Source organism: Oceanobacillus sp. E9 (assembly GCF_001741975.1).
GTDB lineage: Bacteria > Bacillota > Bacilli > Bacillales > Amphibacillaceae > Oceanobacillus > Oceanobacillus kimchii.
Map to the genome: position 1 here is coordinate 184,287 of NZ_LSNA01000001.1, position 21,806 is coordinate 206,092.

Annotated in this window: 17 protein-coding genes and 2 riboswitches; of the genes, 7 read left to right on the forward strand and 10 right to left on the reverse strand. The window is 34.8% G+C overall.

Annotated features, from left to right (window positions below):
• The first annotated feature begins 17 nt into the window (after nt 1-17).
• Complete coding sequence (locus AQ616_RS00810) at nt 18-1,277, forward strand: hypothetical protein (protein ID WP_017798295.1); 1,260 nt, start codon at nt 18-20, stop codon at nt 1,275-1,277.
• Nucleotides 1,278-1,444: 167 nt separating this feature from the next.
• Here the strand turns inward: AQ616_RS00810 and AQ616_RS00815 are convergent, their stop codons facing one another.
• The 5 genes from AQ616_RS00815 to AQ616_RS00835 form a co-directional block, all read right to left on the reverse strand.
• On the reverse strand, nt 1,445-1,774 hold the full coding sequence (locus AQ616_RS00815) for a hypothetical protein (RefSeq protein ID WP_069684780.1): 330 nt from the start codon (nt 1,772-1,774) through the stop codon (nt 1,445-1,447).
• Nucleotides 1,775-1,873: 99 nt separating this feature from the next.
• Nucleotides 1,874-5,044, reverse strand: coding sequence for a DEAD/DEAH box helicase (locus AQ616_RS00820; protein WP_017798297.1), 3,171 nt, complete (start codon nt 5,042-5,044; stop codon nt 1,874-1,876).
• 69 nt (nt 5,045-5,113) lie between these two features.
• The gene (locus tag AQ616_RS00825; protein WP_017798298.1) at nt 5,114-6,304 is read right to left on the reverse strand and encodes an MFS transporter; all 1,191 of its coding nucleotides are present in this window, start codon (nt 6,302-6,304) and stop codon (nt 5,114-5,116) included.
• A gap of 200 nt (nt 6,305-6,504) precedes the next feature.
• Nucleotides 6,505-7,449, reverse strand: a complete 945-nt coding sequence (locus tag AQ616_RS00830; protein ID WP_069684781.1) for an ATP-grasp domain-containing protein — start codon at nt 7,447-7,449, stop codon at nt 6,505-6,507.
• 13 nt (nt 7,450-7,462) lie between these two features.
• Nucleotides 7,463-8,518: an LLM class flavin-dependent oxidoreductase gene (locus AQ616_RS00835; protein ID WP_069684782.1), complete on the reverse strand. Its 1,056-nt coding sequence runs from the start codon at nt 8,516-8,518 to the stop codon at nt 7,463-7,465.
• An 80-nt stretch (nt 8,519-8,598) separates the two neighbouring features.
• A riboswitch (SAM riboswitch) is annotated at nt 8,599-8,708 on the reverse strand.
• 124 nt (nt 8,709-8,832) lie between these two features.
• Nucleotides 8,833-8,940: riboswitch (SAM riboswitch) on the forward strand.
• Nucleotides 8,941-9,032: 92 nt separating this feature from the next.
• Between AQ616_RS00835 and ssuE the strand changes: the two genes are divergently transcribed.
• A complete protein-coding gene (ssuE, locus tag AQ616_RS00840) occupies nt 9,033-9,584 on the forward strand; it encodes an NADPH-dependent FMN reductase (protein WP_017798301.1) in 552 nt (183 codons plus the stop codon).
• Nucleotides 9,585-9,785: 201 nt separating this feature from the next.
• Here ssuE and AQ616_RS00845 read toward each other — a convergent pair whose 3' ends face one another.
• Together AQ616_RS00845 and AQ616_RS00850 are read right to left on the reverse strand one after the other, a co-directional pair.
• Nucleotides 9,786-10,370, reverse strand: coding sequence for a superoxide dismutase family protein (locus AQ616_RS00845; protein WP_017798302.1), 585 nt, complete (start codon nt 10,368-10,370; stop codon nt 9,786-9,788).
• Between the two features lie 172 nt (nt 10,371-10,542).
• A complete protein-coding gene (locus AQ616_RS00850; RefSeq protein WP_017798303.1) occupies nt 10,543-11,055 on the reverse strand; it encodes a DoxX family protein in 513 nt (170 codons plus the stop codon).
• Between the two features lie 259 nt (nt 11,056-11,314).
• Between AQ616_RS00850 and AQ616_RS00855 the strand changes: the two genes are divergently transcribed.
• From AQ616_RS00855 to AQ616_RS00875, 5 genes are all read left to right on the forward strand, one after another.
• Entirely contained in the window at nt 11,315-12,247 is a 933-nt protein-coding gene (locus AQ616_RS00855) for an ABC transporter ATP-binding protein (protein ID WP_017798304.1), read from the forward strand.
• Nucleotides 12,240-13,451 carry an ABC transporter permease gene (locus tag AQ616_RS00860; protein WP_017798305.1) on the forward strand — a complete coding sequence of 404 codons (1,212 nt, stop codon included), beginning with the start codon at nt 12,240-12,242 and terminating at the stop codon, nt 13,449-13,451. The genes AQ616_RS00855 and AQ616_RS00860 overlap by 8 nt, the downstream gene beginning before the upstream one ends.
• Nucleotides 13,452-14,198: 747 nt before the next feature.
• Complete coding sequence (locus AQ616_RS00865) at nt 14,199-14,738, forward strand: flavodoxin family protein (RefSeq protein ID WP_017798307.1); 540 nt, start codon at nt 14,199-14,201, stop codon at nt 14,736-14,738.
• Nucleotides 14,739-14,986: 248 nt separating this feature from the next.
• Nucleotides 14,987-16,123, forward strand: coding sequence for an N-acetylmuramoyl-L-alanine amidase family protein (locus AQ616_RS00870; RefSeq protein ID WP_017798308.1), 1,137 nt, complete (start codon nt 14,987-14,989; stop codon nt 16,121-16,123).
• Nucleotides 16,124-16,265: 142 nt separating this feature from the next.
• Nucleotides 16,266-17,543, forward strand: a complete 1,278-nt coding sequence (locus AQ616_RS00875) for a hypothetical protein (protein WP_069684783.1) — start codon at nt 16,266-16,268, stop codon at nt 17,541-17,543.
• A 238-nt stretch (nt 17,544-17,781) separates the two neighbouring features.
• On the opposite strand, the gene AQ616_RS00880 is transcribed toward AQ616_RS00875, so the two are convergent.
• From AQ616_RS00880 to AQ616_RS00890, 3 genes are read right to left on the reverse strand one after another with little or no spacing between them, the layout of a single operon-like run.
• Nucleotides 17,782-18,825, reverse strand: a complete 1,044-nt coding sequence (locus AQ616_RS00880; RefSeq protein ID WP_017798310.1) for a ribonucleotide-diphosphate reductase subunit beta — start codon at nt 18,823-18,825, stop codon at nt 17,782-17,784.
• Complete coding sequence (locus AQ616_RS00885) at nt 18,806-19,234, reverse strand: flavodoxin (RefSeq protein WP_017798311.1); 429 nt, start codon at nt 19,232-19,234, stop codon at nt 18,806-18,808. Before AQ616_RS00885 ends, AQ616_RS00880 begins: the two co-directional genes overlap by 20 nt.
• Before the next feature lie 2 nt (nt 19,235-19,236).
• Nucleotides 19,237-21,471 carry a ribonucleoside-diphosphate reductase subunit alpha gene (locus AQ616_RS00890; RefSeq protein WP_069684784.1) on the reverse strand — a complete coding sequence of 745 codons (2,235 nt, stop codon included), beginning with the start codon at nt 21,469-21,471 and terminating at the stop codon, nt 19,237-19,239.
• Between the last annotated feature and the right edge of the window lie 335 nt (nt 21,472-21,806).

A 21,806-nucleotide genomic window follows, 5' to 3' on the forward strand; every position in this document is an offset into this window, starting at 1 on the left:
AATAAGGAGTGCTTCATATGAAGACGAAAATCGGTGTTTTTGGTGATACAAAAACTGTCCACCGTGTACGTAACCTTGCTGAACACTACTCACAAATGGAATTATTACCGTTTATCTATGACTCAGTAACTGAGGTTGCGGACAAAATTGAAAGGGCTTTCATGTGTGACATGCTTTTATTTACTGATTACTGCTCTTACCAACACGCGTCTGAAAAAATCAAAAAAAAACAGACTCTTATTTATGTAGATTATGATGAATACACATTTTTGTCGTCTATATTAAGACTAAAAAAGTTTTATTCATTAAATCGTATTTCTATCGATGTACCAAAAAAAATACACATTAATGAATTACTTCAAGACATGCAAATGACTGACTTACAAATACATGCTTATGAATATGAAAAGAATCAAATCATTCCGGAAAGCGAGATCGCTTTCTATCATTTAAAACTATACAACGAAGGAAAGATAGATGGTGTTCTTACATCTAAAATAGCTGTTCGTGATTATCTTAAAGCAGAAAATGTACCCGTATACCAATTACAGCTCCCTAATAAAAATATCATGGATGCTCTTGATAAAACACAAGAACTAATAGAGTTATCAGAACACCATAGCACACAATTGGTAACAGGAATTATTTCAGTTAAAGAAGGAGCTAAAATTACTCAAGATCAAATAAACGACTTAACCCATTGCCTAAATAATTTTTCTGAGGAAACGGATGCAATGCTAATACCTTGCAAAAATAATCAGTTTCTCTTAGTAGGAACGAAAAAATTATTACAGAACTTAAAAAATCATTATCGTGATTTTCCACTTATACAAGACATTGAAGGAATTGTTGCTAGTCCAGTGAATATAGGATTTGGGTTTGGACTAAGTCCTCGTTCTTCTTTGAAACACGCACAACAAGCACATTCACAATGTAATGCGGAGACGCATAGCATCAGCTACATTGTTAACGAACGACAAGAGACAATTGGTCCAATTGGAATAAAGCGTGATATTGATACTTCAAAGCTTTTTCATGCACTTATCCACAAGGCTAGATTAAATAATGAACTATCCTATAATTTTATAGATTTCATTATAGAACGGAATAACGAACCTTTTTCGTCAAATGATATTGCTGACTTTTATAAAGTGACAAAACGGAGTGCAGAGCGTACGGTAAATAAATTATTAACTGGGGATGTTATTAGGATAGCTGGAGAAGAACGTCCATATTTAAAAGGACGACCACGAAAATTGTTCTCACTAAAACAATAAATATATAGATCGATTAATGCTCCCTAATTACAACTATGTCACAGGTTGAAATAGGAATGCTTCCACGAGCTTTAATCTTCATTTGAAGGTTATAAATACCGCTGAAGTCCACCTATTTCAACCGCTAATAAAATACATTATGCAAATCCTGTTTGTTAATAATGACTTTATTTTCTACTCAAGCGATAACCATTGTGATTCGATATAATCGTTGCTGCTTTTTCAATGTCATCTTCAGCTATTTGCGCCTCTAATAAATGTGTCATTGATTGTTCGTTTTCTTTATTATCTTCATTATCTTTTTCCTGTATGGCAACATCTTGAATTAATCCCCAATGTGGACCATACGGTATTACCGGAATAAATATTTCACTTTCAAATCCTGTTGGAATCTCATCAATAAATAGATGCTGACTTCGTACGGAGGCTAAAGAAGATTTTGCAGATACAGCATCATTCTCACTTTGAAAATATGCTCTTAATGTTTTCATTTCCATATACTTCTCTCTCCTTTATCGTTTGCTACTATCATTCCCCCTCCCCCATAAAAACAAACACTATAAAAAAGCTTTCTACCAGAGGACTGGTAGAAAACCTTATAAACTTAGCAATTCTTTTATATCATCCTCATTTAATGAAGAAAGCATTGTTTCTCCTGGTTGAATGACTTGATCTATCAATTCTCTTTTCCTTTGCTGTAGATCATATATTTTTTCTTCAATTGTTCCTTCTGTTACTAATCGAATCACTTGTACAACCTTTTTTTGTCCGAAACGATGAGCTCTTCCAGTTGCTTGGTCCTCTACTGCAGGATTCCACCATAAGTCAAACAAAATAACCGTATCTGCACCAGTTAGGTTTAGACCTGTACCACCTGCTTTAAGTGAAATAAGAAAGATATCATTTTCGCCATTATTAAATCGTTCACTCATTTCGACTCTTTCTTTGGAAGACGTCTGACCATGAAGATAAAAGTATCCATAACCTTCTCTGTTCAACCGCTGCTGAATAATTTCATGCATACTTGTAAATTGAGAAAAAATCAACAATCGCTTGCCGTTATCTAATGCAGTCTGGATTGTTTCCATTAATTGCTCGAGCTTTCCAGACGCTCCTTCATAGTTTTCAATAAACATGGAAGGATGACAACATATTTGTCTTAGACGAGTTAATCCAGCAAGAATTTTCATTCTGTTTTGTTGGAATCCATTTTCTTTAAATGATTGGACTGCATCCTGCTGAACCTGTCGTAAATAGCCAACGTATAGATCTTTTTGTTCCCTCGTTAATTCAGAGACATGTACAGATTCAATTTTCTCAGGTAACTCTTTTAAAACATCTTGCTTTAATCTTCGTAAGATAAAAGGTCGAGTTATTGCGGCAATTTTTTTAGGATCTAGCTGTTTAAACGACCGTTGATCGGGCATCAACCCTGGTAGTACAACTTGAAATATGGACCATAGCTCTTCTATCGAGTTCTCAATAGGGGTACCACTTAATGCAAATCGTCTTGTTGCTTTAATTTGTCGAATAGCCCGAGAAGTTTTTGTTTGATAATTTTTTATATATTGTGCCTCATCCAGTAATAATGTCTGGAACGTTATTTCCTTATAAAATTCAATATCCTGACGTAATGTTGCATAGGATGTTATCCATATGTCCTTATTGGTTGACTCTGACATAACTTGATGACGTTCGACAGGGTTTCCTGTCAACACTGCTACCTGTAAGTGAGGGGCAAACTTCTCTAATTCATTTTTCCAATTATAAACTACGGATGATGGAACAACAATCAAGTGTGGCCCAATTGTTTCCCCTGCTGATTCAGATACCAAATACGTAATACTTTGTAATGTCTTACCTAATCCCATATCATCTGCTAATATACCACCTAAATGATACTGACTCAAAGACTTAAACCACTGATAGCCTACTTTTTGATAACTTCGTAAGGTTGCTTGAACGTTTTCAGGGATCTCATATACCTGCTCTTCGGGTGAATGGAGGTGACTTAATAATTCTCGAAAATGTGGATCATAATGTTTTTTTGTTTCAATTAAATCATCTAACTGCGAACCACGGTATGCGGGCATATGAATCGTACCATCTAATAACTCGTCTTTTGAAATCCTCATATCATTAAACAAGCGCTGCATCGAACTAAATTCTTCCGTCTCCAGATTCATCATCTGACCTGATTGCAGTCGAAAAAATCGCTTCCGTTCAATTACAGCTTGCAGTATCTTATTTACTTCATTATCGTTTATTCCATCAATATTAAAACCGATTTCTAATAAGTTCGATTGCCCTTCCATTCGAACACTAGTATATGGTTCTGGCTCATTTTCTATAAACAATCCTCTGAATTCGGATGATAAAAATAACTCAACATAGTTATCTAGATACGGTAAGACATGATAAAGAAAATTATATAAATCTTCTTCTCCCGCATCCATATACAGTTCTTTTCCGTTATATCTAAAGTTTGCATCTTCAATATATTTCATGATTAATTTTTCCTGCGGTACATCTCGAATAATCATGACCTGATGATCTTTTTTCCCTTGGAAAGGGTCAATACTATGAGAACCATAATGGTATTCTAACTTCCCAATTATCAATCCCTCTCTTAATTCCAAGTGACATTTTGCTCGTAATGGAGCTTTGATAAGTTCATCAGATAGTTGCTCATCCATATCAATATCACCAACGCGTTGAAGTGAAGGCATAACTTCAGATAGGAATGTATCAGTTTGTTCTTTTGGTACATCAAAATTCATATCTTCAAATCGGAACTTTTCCATCTGTTGTAAAACTGGAATTTGCTCATAGGTTGGAAAATAAAAGATTCCTTGCTGAAACAGAATATTATATAAAGGAAAAAAGATAGTCTCTTTTAATTCAGACATAGACAGAACAACATGCTCATCTTGTTTTGTTATATAAAATTGAAAGGGAAGTTCAGCCTCTTGCAATTGTATATCCTTATACTGGCTCACATTATCAACAATATAAAAATTACGATCTACAAGCTTAAATAATAAATCTTTCACTACATAAGGTGGAATAGTTACATACCTTCTATCTGTACTTTTCCCCCCAAATGTATAGCTATCATACAATTCTTCGTTCTTACAAAGATCATGCAATATACGAAGGATCTCCATATCCGCTTCAGCAAAAGAATGTATGGACGGTTCATAAGTAAACTTCTTCGTAAATGAAAACGGTTCTTGATCCTGTACCGCATCTAAAAAAGAAGCTACATTTCGAACGACATAACGATGTTGTTCTCCCGTTTTTATTTCTAACTGTAATCGTCGATCATACGTCCAGCTTCCTATATACTCTACCGACATTTCTGATTTAGAATAATTCTCTTCTTCTACAGCATCTAACGGGGTTAAAATATTACTCATCGCTTCAATAAACCTGCTCGAGCGATAAAAATTTGGTTGTCTTATGGACGTACCTCCATTTTTTTCTATAGCTGTTATAGCAATTAATGTTGCTACAATATGCTTACAAGAACCAAATGTTTCAAAAGCAGGACAATCACAAAATGTATCAATGGAACCTTTCTCCATATCAGTTAAACCAATTTCAACAAAATAATCCTCTGAACCTTGTACTGTCGCAGTCCAAACATTATGGTTACGATCAAATACAACGTCTTTTACTTGGTCATTTTTATAATAGGTTAATCCCCGCTTATAAAATGCAGAAGGAAATAGTTTTTGTATATCAATATCTTTAATACTTTTCAAAGCTTATTAACCCACCTTTTTTGACCGATTTCTTCTATTATATAGTAAAAATACCCATTTTTATACGAATTACGCAAGTTTCTCTTTCGATTTAAGCACTATGAAAATATAAATAAGCATTGAAATTACAATTGATCCTGCTGCAGTTAAGTAAATCGAAGCATAGTTAAACCAGGAAGCAATTTGTCCAAACAAAATTGCGCCAATCCCTACTCCCAAATCAAATGAAGAGAAAAACGTTGCATTAGCCATTCCTTTCCGATCATTAGGTGCTTTATTTACAGCCCATGCTTGTAAAGCTGGTTGGACCGCTCCGAATCCTAATCCAAAACATCCAGCTGCCGTCAATAGAATAGCCGTACTAGGTAACCAAGATAACAGCAACATGGAAACAAAAATCAATACTGCTGCTGGTAAAAATATATATTTATGTCCTTTCCGGTCATAAATTCGACCAGAAAATGTACGAGATATCATAATAAAAATAGCAAAAATCAAGAAATACAAATGAATGCCTTCTACTCCTTTTTCCATTGCATGTAAGGGTAAGAATGTAGCAATTCCTCCAAATGCAAATGTAATAAAAAATAAGAGAATGGAAGGTTGTATAGCAGATTTTTCAAACACATCAAATCGAGCTACTTGTGTTTTATGCGGTGATAAATTCACTTTTTTATAGTGAATTTTCAAGGCAAATAATAATGCAATTAAACCAAATACTGCACAAAATAAAAATAACTGACTAAACGAAATAATACCAGCTAATGTTAATCCTAGGGATGGACCAAATGCTAATGCAATATTTCCTGATAAACCAAAATAACCCATACCTTCGCCTCGACGCTTTGGCGGTATAAGATCAGTTGCAACAGTTCCACCGGCAGTTGTAGAAAATCCCCAGCCGATTCCTTGGACAATACGAATAATGACAAGTAATACAAGACTTGCTGTAAATGCATAAGCTCCCACAGATATGACAAAAATGCCTAAGCCTAACAAATAAACAAATCCTCTTCCCTTCGATTCTAAAGCATGCCCTGCATAGGGACGAATCAGTAATGCTGAAAATGTAAATATACCAACAATAATACCGACCATTTGATCACTACCGCCAAGTTCTTTTACAAATAATGGAATCGTTGGTAATGTCATCTGGAATCCTAGGAAAATAAAAAAATTCGCTATCCAAATAAATAGAAAGTCCCTAGACCAAATTTTCTCTTTACCCAAGTCAGTTTTAGTATTTACTTCTTGCACCATAAAAAAACTTCCCTCTATGTTTAGTTAGATTACGATGTTATTATACAAGAATTTTTTAATAATTAAAATCAATCGACTCTCCTAATTTTAGAGTTACTAATTATTCGGTTTATGAAATATCTAACAAAAAAACGAGCAATCATTTTGTCTTGTTACCAAGATCCAAATCATTGCTCGTTATCTCTACATCTTCTCTTTTACTACTTAACTTTTAGTTGTTCTAATTCTCTTTCTAAAAATTTCGCAACTTCCAACATTCCGTAAGTTCCATAGTTTTCTTCTGCTTCTGAATTATAATTTGTGTTGGTATTAATATCGTACGTAAAAATATTTCCATTCGCATCTTCTATAAATTCGATTCCAGCGATTTGAATATCATTTGCTGCTAAAACTTTCTCGTATTGTTCTATTATTGGGTGATTAAATCCTTCCCGAACTTGAAATTTTGCAGGTTTTTCAGGTTCTTCTCCAGCTGGACAAAATAAGTCTTCCACAGAACAAGCATCTGCTGGACATAGCTCAAATCCTTCTGAAGTATCCACTTTCACAGCATATACAAATTTCCCATCTACAAACTCACAACGTGTAATATAAGACTCTGGAGAAACAATATATTCTTGCAATAACGTTACACCATCTATCGGTTCTTCAAAATTACTACTATTCACATACGATTGAAGAGCTTGCGTTGATCGGAATAATTGTACACCTAATCCCTTTCCTGCTCGGTTATGCTTGGTAATAAAACTTTTTCCTTCAAATTGTTCTGCTGCTTTTAAGATATTCTCTTTTCCAACTGCTACAGCTGTTTTTGGCGTTTTTACACCAAACCTCTCAAGTTCCAAGTATTGTTGAACTTTACTTACTTCCAATTGTAGGGCACGGCTACCATTAATAACCTTTCTTTCATGAAACTCTAACCACGCTAACACAGCATTTGTAAACTCTGGCGCAAAACGATTTCCTCTTGTATGAGAGGATGCGCTCATGCGATTATAAAATATTCCCTCTGGTGGTTCACTCAGTAAATCTATATGTCCTTCTTGAAGTAACCAATCTTCATAAGGAAGTTCTAAATCATTAAATCGTTTTATAAGATGTTCTGTCCATTCCATATTTTCATGTAAAACATAAATTTTACTCATTATCATGACTCCTTTAGTGTAACGTAGATGTCTTCTTTCTTAATTCTTCTACTTTCGGCATCACTTGCTTAGCAAATCGTTCCAACTCTTCCAATTGAGGGGAGCATTGTAGTAATAGCTGATCCAAACCAACTTTCTCATATTCTATTATTCTTTCTGCAATTTGTTCAGGCGTCCCTACAAGATTCGGACGTAACCCTCTGTTCGAAACAGAATAATCTTTTATTTGTAATTGTTGTTCTAATTGGGATTTAGAAGTAAAATCTTTCATTCCTGCATATCCTTTTTCGTCTTTTATTGATGTAATTCTTTCCAACTCTTGTAATGCTTCTTCCTCAGAGTCTCTACATATCACGTAGGCAGCCATACTAAATGATTGCAATGCTTCCTTATCGAGATTATTTCTCCGATTTTTCATATTACCTATTTTTTCTTGAATTTCTTCTACTGTTCCACCATGCATCACATATGCATCGCATAAAGTAGAAATTACTTGCTTCCCTTTTTCACTTTCTCCCCCAGCATATAGAATTGGATTCGGTTGTTGAATAGGTTTTGGTGCTAACTTCGTATTCTCTACCTGATAAAATTTCCCGTAGTAAGAGAAGGTACCTTCCGTCCAAAGTCCTTTTAAAACCTCTAGGAATTCGATTGTTCTATCGTACCGCTCATCATGTTCAGTGAAGTCTCCACCATATTGTTTCGCTTCTTCTGACCACCATCCAGAAACAACATTTAGCGTGAATCTTCCTCCACTTAATTGGTCAATATTAGCAGCCATTTTCGCAATTACTGCTGGATTGTGATATATCGGTCTAACCGCTGTCATAATTTCAATTTTATTTGTTACAGCAGCTAACCCGGCTGCTGTTGTCCAAGCTTCTAAAGAATTCGCTTCTATCCCTTTAATATCATTTAAATATAATTCAGCAATTAATGTCGTATCATAGCCCCATTCCTCAGCATGCTGAATTACCTGTTTCGCATATTCAAACGTAGGAGGCATCTGCTCATCTTCTACATTACGAAGCCAACCTCCAAAAATCGGCAACCAAAAACCATACTTCATTTTCATCCCCCATGTCTATAGTTGTAATAATACTAAAAAAGCCCTTTCCTTAGATAAGAAAAGAGCTCTGTCACCGTCTTCTCTTATCTACCAAGCATAAAAATGCTTGATGGATTTGGCACAGTATTCAAACTAGAACCTGTTGCCGAGGCTTCTGTGGGCCATGTCCCTCCACCTCTCAGGATAAGATATTTCATTATTTAGTTTGTTTCAACGATAATAATACAAGCTGATAGAATTGTCAATTAAATTTCCTCACAAAACAAAGTTGACTTATCGGGATTGATATATTAGAATATATAAAAAATTAATACATCTTATCAAGAGAAGCCGAGGGACCTGGCCCGTTGACGCTTCAGCAACCTCTAATTTCATTAGAAAGGTGCTACCTCCAGCAAGTTATATTTCTTGAAAGATAAGAGCCCAGATTAAAAAAAATCCGCGACGCTCTTATTTGTTAAGCTTATCGCGGGTTTTCTTATATTCTAATTTATTTTCAAAGGAGATAGGTAAAATGAACAACATTGTGACATTGTCCGGCAGCCCCTCCGAACTATCTAGGTCAGAAAAGGTCTTACATTATTTAGGTGATCAACTAATCCAACAGAAATTTTCTGTAACCCATATTTCTGTTAAAGATGTGCCGTATGAAGATTTATTTACAGGGAATTTTCAAAGTGCGGCTATTAAGAATATAACCCAAAAAATCCAAGTGGCAGATGGTGTCATCGTTGGTTCTCCTGTCTATAAAGGAGCATATTCGGGTGTTTTGAAAGCTTTAATTGATCTATTGCCCCAGGATGCACTTAAACACACACCAGTCTTACCAATTATGACAGGGGGCAGCCCTGCACATTTATTAGCGGTTGAGTACACATTAAAACCTGTTCTCGCAACTTTAAAAGCACATAACCTCAAAGGATTATATTTTTTAGATGAACAAATAGATAAACAACACGAAATCCCTATTATCGATAATAATATCTTACAACGAGCAAAGAAACAGGTGGACTATTTTGCACAAATGGTTGAAGGAACTTCGACACAAGCATTAACAACTTATTGAGGAGACTTTAATCAATGAATAAACGAATTTCTTTAACGTTTTTGATACGATGTATCAATACTGGTCTATGGAGACATACCCAGGACCAATCTCATATATACAAATACAGTCTTCCACCAAACACAATTATAATAAAGTAGAAAAGAGACTAGGAACATTTATTCTTTGTCCTAGTCTCTTAAAGTTTAAGAATGGAATTAATTATTCTCCTATTACACCACACGCAATACGATCTCCTGCGTCACCAGATGGTTGAGACCTATAATCATCTGGACCGGAATGAATCATTAATGAGGTTCCTTGCTCTGTATACAATGTATTCTCCGTATCAGCTTGTAAAGTCACCATTGGAGCATCAACTTCTGCCTGAACGGTTCCGTCTTCATTTACGGTGATGTTCTCTAAATCACCTGCATGAGGTCCTTCTGGATGATTAAATCCGTGCTTAGCATTTGTTGGGTTATAATGCGAGCCAGCTGATTCAAAATCTGGCAATTCACATTTACCTACTTCATGAATATGAAAACCATGTTCTCCTGCTGGTAAATCTTCACCCTCTAATGAGATATGAACTCCTTCTTCACCTTCTGTTAATGTAGCTGTTCCAACAACTTGTCCTTCGTTATTTTCTAGTGAGACTAAAACCTCTTCCTCTGCAGTTGCATTCGATTCTACTGCTTCCTCACCCTTATCCTGATTTTCTTGCCCTGTTTGATCATCGTTACATGCTATCAGTAACAGGGTAATTAACATAAACGACAATACATATACCCATTGTTTTTTCACTATGTTTACTCCTTTCGTTGAAGATATGAATATATAATTATTACCTATATCTATCATTCACAACTTAGCTTAGATTTAAACGCGAAATTTGGCATAATATGTAATTGTAAAATCCATTATAATTATTTAAAAAACTCCCAAACTATTCGTTTGGGAGTTTTAGATTCCTATTTTAAGCAGCTACTGTTGTTTTATTTTGTTTCTGTTTTCTATTTTTCCAAGTTTGTTTCATATATGGCATTACCCAACGATCTAATCCGTATTTACCAGCATTTGCTCCAGCTACGATGATGAAGATTGTCAGTAACACCATCTGTGCATTGGTGCTGACTGTTCCACTAAATAAGAATGCGAAGTTCATGGTGATACCCATTAAAGCAGCGAAGTTTGTGAATAATCCAAGAATTAATGCTATACCTACTAATACTTCTCCCCACATTACTAAAACTGTAAATAAATCGGCATTTGGTAGAGCAACTGCTTCTAAAAAGGCACCCCACCAAGCTTGAACTGTTGGATGTTCACCACCAGTTTGAGCAACAGCTCCTTGCAAGAATCCACTCGCATCAAATTCTCCCCCCATTAATTTACCTAAACCACTGGTTAACCAAACATAACCTATATACACTCGAATAATTGTCCATAACCCTGCAGCTACTTTATGATTTCTAATAAAATTCATCATTGCCTTTTCACTCCTTATTTGGAATTAAATGAATTAATAACATTTGTTCAACATTTCACATATTGTTTTATAGGATATCCTTATCACACTTTTATAATAGCACCTTCTTGTTATTGGAACCACATTTCGTGAATGTTTTCACATATTAGTAACAAAGTAGTGAATACTTTTTGAACAATTAAAATTAAATTGAAACTTTTCACATAAGTAAAGCGTACTTATACTATCGATGAATAAATTCAATCAAGGAGGTAATTGAATGGAGCCTTTATTACATGTTCATAACTTGAAAAAGTCTTTTAAAGATAAACAAGCTTTAAAAGGAATTTCATTCGAAGTTCACCGTGGTGAAATCATGGCTATTCTTGGTCCTAATGGTGCAGGAAAATCTACTACAATTCGTAATATTATGGGAATTATGTACCCTGATAGTGGAACTGTTCAGTTTAATTATAATGGGAAAGGAATACCTAAAAATAAAATCGGATATTTACCTGAAGAGAGAGGATTGTACAAAAATGTAAAAGTCATGGATATTCTATTATATTTAGCAGATTTAAAGGATTATCCAATTCAACAAGCAAAAGAAAGAGTACTTTATTACTTAAAAAAATTTGATTTAGAAGGAAAAGAAAATGTATCTATAGAAGAATTGTCCAAGGGGATGGGACAAAAAGTACAATTCATTGGTTCAATTATCCATGAACCTGATTTATTAATTTTAGATGAACCTTTTTCAGGATTGGATCCGGTCAGTCAGGACATTTTTAAAGACGAGATCTCACAACTTGCCGCTAACGGAACAGCAATCTTACTTTCCTCTCACCAAATGAATTTGGTAGAAGAAATGTGTGATCGATTGTTTATGATCCAAAACGGACAAAAAGTAATATATGGTACATTAGATGATGTGAAAAAACAATATGCTAACTTTAAATGTACAATTTCAGGGAAAAATAGCACCGAACAGCTGCAAACAATTCCTAACGTTGACCGAATTGAACAAAATGGAGATACGACTATTCTCCATCTTAATCAAGATGTAAATCCACCTCTTTGGTTACGTCAATTACCTGAGGATTTACATATTTCAGAACTGAAGCTTAATCGTATCTCACTCCACGAGATATTTATTGATATCGCTACCAACCAACATCTAATAAAGAAAGGAGAAGGTGAGATTTATGTATAATGCTTGGAAAGTTGCCAAATGGGAAATAAAACGTAATCTAAAGAATAAAACATTTGTGATTGGTCTATTTATCTCTCCTCTTTTACTTCTTTTATTTTATTTCATCGGTAGTCTATTTTCAGATTCAAATGAATCCGAACAAATGACAGTATATGTAAATGATCAAATGGAAGTATTTTCAGAGTTTGAAAACATTGTAGATCAGCAAGGATTGGATTGGCAGATAGAATCTACAGATGTAAGTCAAGCAGAACTAGATGAAGTCGAAGAGGATAATACTGCATATCTGTTTATTTTTGAAGATGCAATACAGTCAGGTTTTGTCCCAATGCATTTAAGCGAAGATATTGATCCTGCTTTTATTGGCCAAGTCCAATCGTTAAGTGCTCCGCTCCAAGCAATGAGAGCTACAGACTCTGGACTCTCTAATCAAGAAGCTGAGCAGTTATTACAACCAGTTGTCTTTATAGATGAGACAACGATTGATGCAAATGAAGAATCGGAAGCAATGGCGGATACCCTTCAACAAATCGTACCAGGTATTTTCGCAGGAGTAATTATGCTTTCCATTGTGTTTACTGGAATGGCGATTTTCCAAAGCGCTTCGCAAGAAAAGAAGGATAAAATCGCAGAAATCATTTTATCTTCATTAACTCCATCAGAACTTATGCAAGGAAAAATTATTGGTTACTTTGTACTTGGATTAATTCAAGTTGTCGTATTTATTGGTATCATTCTTCCAGTTGCTGTATGGCAACTCGATATTCCTCTTTTGGAGTATATATTCGTACCTGAAACCATCCTATTAGTATTTATTGCTCTATTAAGCTATTTAATGTTTGCTGCTATTTTTGTAGGAATTGGTGCAACAATGGCTGATGTCTCTACCGCTGGAAACTTCCAGGGCATGGTAATGATGCTTCCATTCTTACCATTCATTTTAGCCGGTCCAGTCATCAGTGATCCAAATGGGATTGTCGCAACTGTAAGTACGTATATACCTTTTACTTCTCCTGGGGTACTACTGTTACGGCTTACCTTTTTAGAAGAGTGGCCATGGATAGAAATTATAATTGCATTAGCCATTTTAATTGTGAGCATTATTATATTTATGAAGCTAGCAGGTAAAATCTTTCAAGTTGGTATTCTTATGTATGGTAAGAATGCAACGCCTAAAGAAATTTGGAAATGGATACGAGCGTAAAATAAAAAGTGTGAGTGATTTCCATAGGGACAGTCTCATCTATTCCCTGCTGGATTCACTCACATTTACATTTTCATAGTAATGAATTTTAAAAGTGCAAGATATAGATAGTAAAAATTATTCTGAATGATCAACAAATAGTTCTCCTATTTGCTCGCGTTTTTCTTGTGCTTTAGCGTGGAGAGGTGAATTGCGGATATTTGATTCAATTTCCTGATACTGTTCCTTCGACGTATAAGCTCAAATAGCTGTTATTTCTGTTTGCTTTTCATTCACCCACCTACCGATTAACTTACTTCCGTGTTCTAACTGATTAGGCAGTAAATATTTGTGAAAAAAATTATTAAAAACAGCTAAATTTTCGGATTTGATTTTGTATGTTTTCTTACGATAAATTATTTCCATTCACCTTTCTTTCATTTTATATGGAGTCGATACATATACTGCATATAAGAAAAATTAGAGCAAACCTTGCTAGCTAAGACTTTTCCTTGAAGCAACAAGGCTGAGACAAAAGTATAGATACGAGATCAGTAGGAGCAATTAACATTTTCCACAAGCATAAGTTTATCTAAGTCTTTGTCTGTTGACGCCTTGCCAATCGCTCACAATTCTTTTAAAACAGAATTATACGATGTTAACTTAGGTACGAGGTGCTTAAAACTGGACAAAGATATTACTCTAAAACAGCAGTCTATTTACACAAATTTATACCAAAAGACATTTCCCTTAATGAGGAGGATATACATGAGTGTAATTGTTTTTCACGGTTCAACAAGGGAGCATGGAAATACAGAATTATTAACCTATCGTGCTGTCCCAAAGGAAGTAGGTACACATATATATTTACGAGAGTACCAAATCGAGCCAATTGTTGATCAGCGCCATGATGAAGAAGGATTTGATAAAATAGAAGACGATCATCAATTACTGATTGATCAATTGTTGCAACACGATACGATTGTTTTTGCTACCCCTATTTATTGGTATAGTATGTCAACACCAATGAAGCTTTTTATTGATCGTTGGTCGCAAATATTAAGACATCCTAATTATGCGCATTTCAGAGAAGCTTTATCTAAAAAGGACGTATATGCAATAATTGTTGGTGGAGATACTCCACAGATTAAAGGTTTACCTTTAGTACAACAATTTCAATATATTTGTCAGTTTTATCAGATGAATTTTAAAGGATACGTTATTGGAAAAGCAAGTAAACCAGGGGAGATCACAATTGATCATCAGGCATTACAAGCTGCCTCCCACCTTTTACCTTCAATCAAATAATTTTTATTGATTTTTCTAAAGAACAATCCCCTATCCGTCGATAATAAGAGATGATTCTAAAATTGCTGGGACCTAAGTGAGAATCTAATTTCCTATAAGAGGGAAAAATGTAAGCTAATATTCCCTCTCTCGCGTTACTTTAAATAGGATGATGTATTTGTTTTTTTATAATTATGTTTATTCTCATTATTTTTAGGTTATCCTAAGACTATCATAGAATCTAGTAATCTCAAAAAGGGGAGGAACCGATGAATAAGAAAACATCTATTACAACATTATTTTGCATGGCATTGATGATTGTCATGTTTAGCTATTTAGTATCACCTGTTATCACTTATGCTAATGATACAGAAACATATGAAGTTAGCTCTTCTACTTTAAATATTCGTAGTGCTCCTTCTAATGATTCTAGAATTGTAGGTCAGTTTGTCAAAGGCAATCAGCTTACGACTTTTAAAGAGCAATATGGGTGGGTTCAAACTTATTATGGTGGAAAAGAAGTTTGGGTAGCGAAGCATCATTTAACGCCAGTTTCTACTTCTAGCTCAGCTTCTACTTCGCCTGAAATGAAAGAGAACTTAACTGTAACTGTTGCAGCAGAAAGTGTAATGATTCGTGCTGGAGCTGGTACGAATTATAAAAATACACACTCTGTCTATCAAGGTGATGAATTTGATGTGATTTCTTCTGAGGGTGATTGGTACCAAATTAAGTTACAAAATGGAGAAACAGGTTGGATTGCTTCTTGGTTAACTACAGAAGTTGGAGGAGTTGTTAGCGAGGAGACTTCGAGTAGTAGTCAAGAGAACATTAGTAATCCTCCACAACAACAACCAGCAAGTTCAGGTTCTCTAGCTGGTTATACCATTGTTATCGACCCTGGGCATGGTGGTAAGGATCCTGGGGCAATTGGTATTGGAGATGTTCAGGAGAAAGATATCGTGTATAGCACTTCCAACCATGTAGTGAATCAATTAAAAGAAGCTGGAGCGAATGTAATTACTACTAGAAGTGGCGATTATTTTGTTTCTTTAGAAGAACGTGTACGGATTAGTAATGACTATCAAACAGATGCATTTATAAGTATACATTTTGATTCATTCCCATTACTATCTGTTAGCGGAACAACAGCTTATTATGCTCATAAAGATGATCAGCCTTTAGCAGCTGATATTCAGTCTTCTATTGCTTCTTCTGTAGAACTTACTAACCGTGGTTCGATGCATGCAAACTATAAGGTGTTAAGAGACACAAACGCCCCGTCTGTATTAGTTGAACTTGGTTTTATTAGTAATCAATATGATGTTTCAATTGTGCAAACAAATGATTATCAACAGAGAGTAGCAACAGCAATTACTAATGGACTCATTCAATACTTCAAGTAATAATATAATGTTTACTGAACTATCATCTCCGGAGGGTAGTTCATTTTTTATTGTACTAAGAATTCGGCTTTGGCTTTACTTTTGTAGTACACGAAAACAATGCTATACTGTGGTTAAGCTATAATATGAATTGAGGGTAAATATGAATAAAAAAGTGAAACAACTTATTGAAGATACGAAGAATAAGTGGCTTCTATCGAATTATACTTTAGAATCACATTCATTTTTCCAAGAAAAAATGGACTCACACAAACCAGGATTCGTATTGTCGATGACTTGGAAACCTAGCAGTTCTGCAACTAATGATAATACAGAAGAAGTTGCTGAATTAAGTACGATTAACATTGATTTAAATTTAGATTCCGGCAATGTTCGTCGTATGTTATTTACTAATTATAATAACAATTTAGAAGAGAATCTCTTTCCAAATCAAGAGGATACAGAAACTATTATTGAGTGGGTTGAGATACAATCTGGATTAGAATTTGGAAGACAATTTACATTAATCGATCAAAGTGAAACAGAATTAACATTCCAAGCATCTGTGGATAACATTTCCGTTTTCCCTTCTGGATCAATACAAATTAAATTTAATGAAGAAGGAAAGCTAGTTCAATTTACAATAGACGGCGTATTCCCAGATGAATCACAACTCAACTGGGAGCCGTTTGCTTTAACAAGCGATATCATCAACCCAATTGCAGAAGAACAAATTCAATTAATAGAGATCCCATCTGAAGAGAAAGAAGCTTGGATCCCTATCTTTGTTGTTTCATCTGTATTTATAACAAATGATGGTAATAAAGCATTATCTTATAATGAGGTGGAACGGCCAAACTCCTATATTGGAAAAGATACAGTTTTACGTTGGACAGAGCCAAAAGAAGGGACGTTACAAACCGTTAATCTGGAACCAAAATTAGAATTTTCAGAAGCAGAAGTATTTAGCCAAGCAGACATAATTAATAATGATCTACCTATTTCCAAAGAGTATCAACTCACCATTACCGAGAAGATTATTCATTTCTTACAAATGAATTATCCACAAGATAGCGGAAAATGGAGACTAACCGGATTATGGCGAGATGCTGGTTATATTATCGGTCAATTATTACCTGTGGAAAAAGATAGTAAAGTAATAGAACATAAGATAAATGTTGTTATTGATTCTGAAAAGTTAGATGTACTAAATTATGTTGATACCGAGTCTTTATTAAATATGTATGATTTTCTTAGCCCAGCAAACACTCCAACGTTAACAGAAACCGAAGCTATAGAAAAATTATTACCTAATGTTGATATTTCACCGGTCTATGTATATGACAAATCTACCTCACGTTATCGCCTTTGTGGAAAACTAGATTCTAATTTCGGTATACATGCTGTTACAGGCGAGATAGTATCGCTTGATGTTTTATAGTTTTAAACAAAACTGTACTGAAAGAGTAGAACTTTAAAAGCCGAACTACATGATAGTTGTATCTAACCTCCATCTAATCATGTAGTTCGGTTATTTGTAATTCGCTCTAATATATGTATTACTGTGGATAATTTATTAAGAAAAATCTGTAGCTGCGATAAATCACAGTCTATTTTAACTATATAAAATTAGATAGATATCCACAAATTAAAAAAGCGGATTATTAATGTCCGCTTTTTTATAAATCATCAAATCCATTTAAATCACTTGTTTTCGTATACTGACGAGATTTTTGTTCAAAGAAATCTGTTTTCGTACCATCAAAGTTATCCACATATGCACGGACCCACTTCATAGGGTTTTCCACATGTTGTGGATATAATTCTTCTAGTCCCATCATTCTCAACATTTTGTTAGCTCGATACTTGATATAACCATCCATGTCATCCATGTCAATACCTTCTAAATTATTTAACACGTAGTGAGACCATTCTATCTCTAACTCAACAGATTGCTGGAAGCGATCATAGATCCAATCAATAAATTCAGCATTATTGTAAGATGGGTTTTCTGCTAAAGTAGCTCGAAATAGTTCGGTTATAAATCGTCCATGTTCTAACTCATCACGATTAATATAACTAATCATTGTAGAAGTTCCTACCATTTTATTTTGTCTTGCTAAATGGTAGAAGAACGCAAAACCTGAGTAGAAAAACATTCCTTCTAATAGAGAAGTATACACAAGCGTCTTTAACATATTTTCCATACTTGGGTTATCCACAAACGCATTGTATTGTTCTGTTAACTGTTCATTTCTTTTTAATAATAAATCATCTGTTCTTCCTAACTGGAATGCTTCATTTTGTTCATTCCAAGAAACAACGGAAGACAATACATAAGAATAACTTTCATTATGAACTGCCTCTTGTTGGGCTATTACCGCCATAATTGACTGAACAGAAGGATCGGTTGCGTATAAAGAAATTAATAATGCTGTTCTTGTCTGTGGTGCATCCAATGTGGATAACAATCCAATTATTTTTAGGTATGCATCTTGTTCTTCTTTACTTAATGTGGAAAACTGCTTAACATCGCTAGACATATTTACTTCATCTGCTTGCCAATAGTTTCCTACTAATCGTTTGTACATTTTATACCAGTGTGGATAAGCAATATCATTCCAATTTAGGATTCCACTTGATTCTCCACCAAACAGCTTTGTGGATTTATTAGGATTTCTAGGCTCTAATGTTTTTGCTTTCTCAAGCATAACTTTTTGCATGATGTAACACTCCTTCTAGCCAATCATATACAGCTCGTTGCTGATATCCTCTTGGCGACTGCTCAATTTTTAGTACAGGATGAGAGCTTCCATAAAAAACAGATAACTTATCCACAGCTTTACAGAATAAATCGTCACCACCAAATTGCGTATCTCCCGTTCCGAAGATTACCATATTTGATGGTTTATACCCAATTTCCCAGACAAAGTCTTTTACTTCATCTGGTGTTGCTCCTTTTTCCCAAGTAAACGTACCTAGGAACACCAAATCATACGTTTCTGGATGGAAGGGAGCATCGATACCGATTCGATGCAAATCCACTTCAATTCCATCCTTTTGTAAATAATCTCGGATCATCAAGGCAACTTCTTCTGTATTACCACTATAAGTTAGATAGGCTATTATCATCCTCAACTTGAACACCACTCACATTCTTCAATATCATTGGATGTAGAACGTACATAGTAGGTAGTTTTTAACCCCTCTCTCCATGCTTGTTTATGGAGATCTAACAATACTGATGCTTTTATTGTATTTGGAACATAGAAGTTAAAAGAAATACTTTGGTCAATGTGTTTCTGCCGTTTCGCATTTTGTTTTACGGAAAAGCGTTGATCCACAATATACGCAGATCGACGATAAACATTATACGTACGATGATCTAACTCAGGTGCTGTTACAGGAATCTTGAAGTCTTTCTTCTCTTCGTAATAGAATACCTGAAAGATTGGATCGATACTAGCTGTTGAACCAGCAATCATTGCAGTAGTGGAATTTGGAGCTACTGCCATAAGATATCCATTACGCATCCCATGTTGTTTGACATCAGCTTTTAATTCATCCCACTTACTTCCTGTATATCCTTTTTGGTCAAAGTACTCTCCGGTTTGCCATTTGCTTCCTTCATAGACTGGATAATGACCTTTTTCCTTACTTAATTCCATGCTGCTTTGAATAGTTAAATATGCAATTTGTTCATATAATTCATCTGCATACGCAACGGCTTCATCTGACTCCCAAGCAATACCTTTTAGTGCCAATAAATGATGCCAGCCAAACGTTCCTAATCCAATTGCACGATATTTTCTATTTGTAATTTCTGCTTGTTTAATTGGTAATGTATTTATATCAATCACATTATCCAACATACGAACTTGAATTGGAATAAGTCTTTCTAGTACTTCGTTTTTCACTGCTCTACCTAAATTAACAGAACTTAAGTTACAAACCACATAGTCTCCAGACTTAAATTTCTTTACAATTGTATTCTCATTTTCTAAGAACTCTTCTACGAACTCGGTTGGAGATTGATTTTGTGTAATCTCTGTACATAGATTAGAACAATAGATTAAGCCTTCATGGGAATTTGCATTTTGACGATTCACTTCATCACGGTAAAACATAAACGGTGTTCCTGATTCTAATTGTGATTTCATCAAACGTTTCATAATCTCAATAGCAGGCACTTTACGTTTCGATAACGCTTCATTTGCAATACATTCTTCATATTTTCTTCTAAAGCTTCCGCTACCTTTTTGTTCATCATAGAAATCTTCTAGAGAATATCCCATTACTTGTCTTACTTCATGTGGATCAAACAGGTACCAATCTCCGCGATTTTCTACTTGTTCCATAAAGTAATCCGGTAAGCATACACCAGTAAAGATATCGTGAGCACGCATACGATCGTCACCGTTGTTTAACTTTAAATCAAGGAATGACTCAATATCTTGATGCCAAACATCTAAATAAATGGCAATTGCACCTTTTCGAGTACCAAGTTGATCAACACTTACCGCTGTATTATTCAGTTGTTTAATCCATGGTACAACGCCACTCGACATTCCTTTGAATCCTTTAATAGAACTACCTCTTGCACGGATTTTCCCCATATAAACACCAATACCGCCACCGTTTTTAGAGAGCTTAGCAATATCGGTATTGCTATCATAAATAGATTGTAAGCTATCATCGACAGTATCTATGAAACAACTAGATAATTGACCATGTGTCTTTCCAGCATTTGTGAGCGTTGGTGTAGCTACTGTCATATATAAATTACTTAGCGCCCAATATGCTTCTAAAACGTACTCTTGACGTTTGTCTGCTGGTTCATCTTGCATAATATGCATAGCAATGACCATCCATCTTTCTTGAGGTAATTCATACACATTTTTTTCATGATCGGTAGCCAAATAACGAGTCGCTACAGTGTATATTCCGAGATAATTAAATAATTGGTCCCGTTCAGGTTGAATAGCTTTTCCGAACGCTTCAATATCATCTTTAGCATATTTTTGTAAAAGGTTAGGCGTATAAATACCTTTTTCCGTTAATTGTTCTAACAATGCGTAGAAAGAGCCGTAAGAACCTTCTGTATAACCTCTATTTTTGCTAGCTTCACGATATAATTTTTCTACATAGATACGCGCAGCCGCAAATCCCCAATTAGGACTAGCTTCATCCATGTTTTCTAAAGCAACATTAATAAGCGCATCCTCTAACTTAGCTTCTGAACTATTTGTATGAATAATTTTCTCTGCTTTCTCATACCATTCATCTTTGTTTATATTCAGATTTTGACTTGCTTTTTCTACCTTTTGCCAAGCTGATGCTTCCAACGTTGTTCCAATGTCCATTGTCATATTTACGCCCTCCTAAAAATCAAAAATTATGTATAAATAAAAAAACCAATCTCCCTATCTAGAGATCGGTTGTTAATGACAGATAATTTACTCTATCTTCACCATCTCTTCACGAGGAGATATCAAACTACTTCTTGTTAGGTAGTCTCTTAACTTTTTCAGCTTTTGTTAGACCTTCTTAACTTACCATATGAACATCTAGAAATTCTCGTTCTTCCAGCTAAAAGTTTATTGGAATATTCACTTTATTCCTTTGAAAACCAATGAAACACCATTGTGGCATTGCCTCAACAAGAACACAATATATAGTATTGTTGTTAGTTATCGATTTCTAT

Excerpts from the sequence above, each read along its gene's own strand:
- AQ616_RS00810 (WP_017798295.1), top strand. The coding sequence starts at position 18 with ATGAAGACGAAAATCGGTGTTTTTGGTGATACAAAAACTGTCCACCGT.
- ssuE (WP_017798301.1), top strand. The coding sequence starts at position 9,033 with ATGAACAACATTGTGACATTGTCCGGCAGCCCCTCCGAACTATCTAGG.
- AQ616_RS00815 (WP_069684780.1), bottom strand. The coding sequence starts at position 1,774 with ATGGAAATGAAAACATTAAGAGCATATTTTCAAAGTGAGAATGATGCT.
- AQ616_RS00860 (WP_017798305.1), top strand. The coding sequence starts at position 12,240 with ATGTATAATGCTTGGAAAGTTGCCAAATGGGAAATAAAACGTAATCTA.
- AQ616_RS00875 (WP_069684783.1), top strand. The coding sequence starts at position 16,266 with ATGAATAAAAAAGTGAAACAACTTATTGAAGATACGAAGAATAAGTGG.
- AQ616_RS00835 (WP_069684782.1), bottom strand. The coding sequence starts at position 8,518 with ATGAAGTATGGTTTTTGGTTGCCGATTTTTGGAGGTTGGCTTCGTAAT.
- AQ616_RS00865 (WP_017798307.1), top strand. The coding sequence starts at position 14,199 with ATGAGTGTAATTGTTTTTCACGGTTCAACAAGGGAGCATGGAAATACA.
- AQ616_RS00885 (WP_017798311.1), bottom strand. The coding sequence starts at position 19,234 with ATGATAATAGCCTATCTAACTTATAGTGGTAATACAGAAGAAGTTGCC.
- AQ616_RS00890 (WP_069684784.1), bottom strand. The coding sequence starts at position 21,471 with ATGACAATGGACATTGGAACAACGTTGGAAGCATCAGCTTGGCAAAAG.
- AQ616_RS00880 (WP_017798310.1), bottom strand. The coding sequence starts at position 18,825 with ATGCAAAAAGTTATGCTTGAGAAAGCAAAAACATTAGAGCCTAGAAAT.
- AQ616_RS00825 (WP_017798298.1), bottom strand. The coding sequence starts at position 6,304 with ATGGTGCAAGAAGTAAATACTAAAACTGACTTGGGTAAAGAGAAAATT.
- AQ616_RS00855 (WP_017798304.1), top strand. The coding sequence starts at position 11,315 with ATGGAGCCTTTATTACATGTTCATAACTTGAAAAAGTCTTTTAAAGAT.
- AQ616_RS00830 (WP_069684781.1), bottom strand. The coding sequence starts at position 7,449 with ATGAGTAAAATTTATGTTTTACATGAAAATATGGAATGGACAGAACAT.
- AQ616_RS00870 (WP_017798308.1), top strand. The coding sequence starts at position 14,987 with ATGAATAAGAAAACATCTATTACAACATTATTTTGCATGGCATTGATG.
- AQ616_RS00850 (WP_017798303.1), bottom strand. The coding sequence starts at position 11,055 with ATGATGAATTTTATTAGAAATCATAAAGTAGCTGCAGGGTTATGGACA.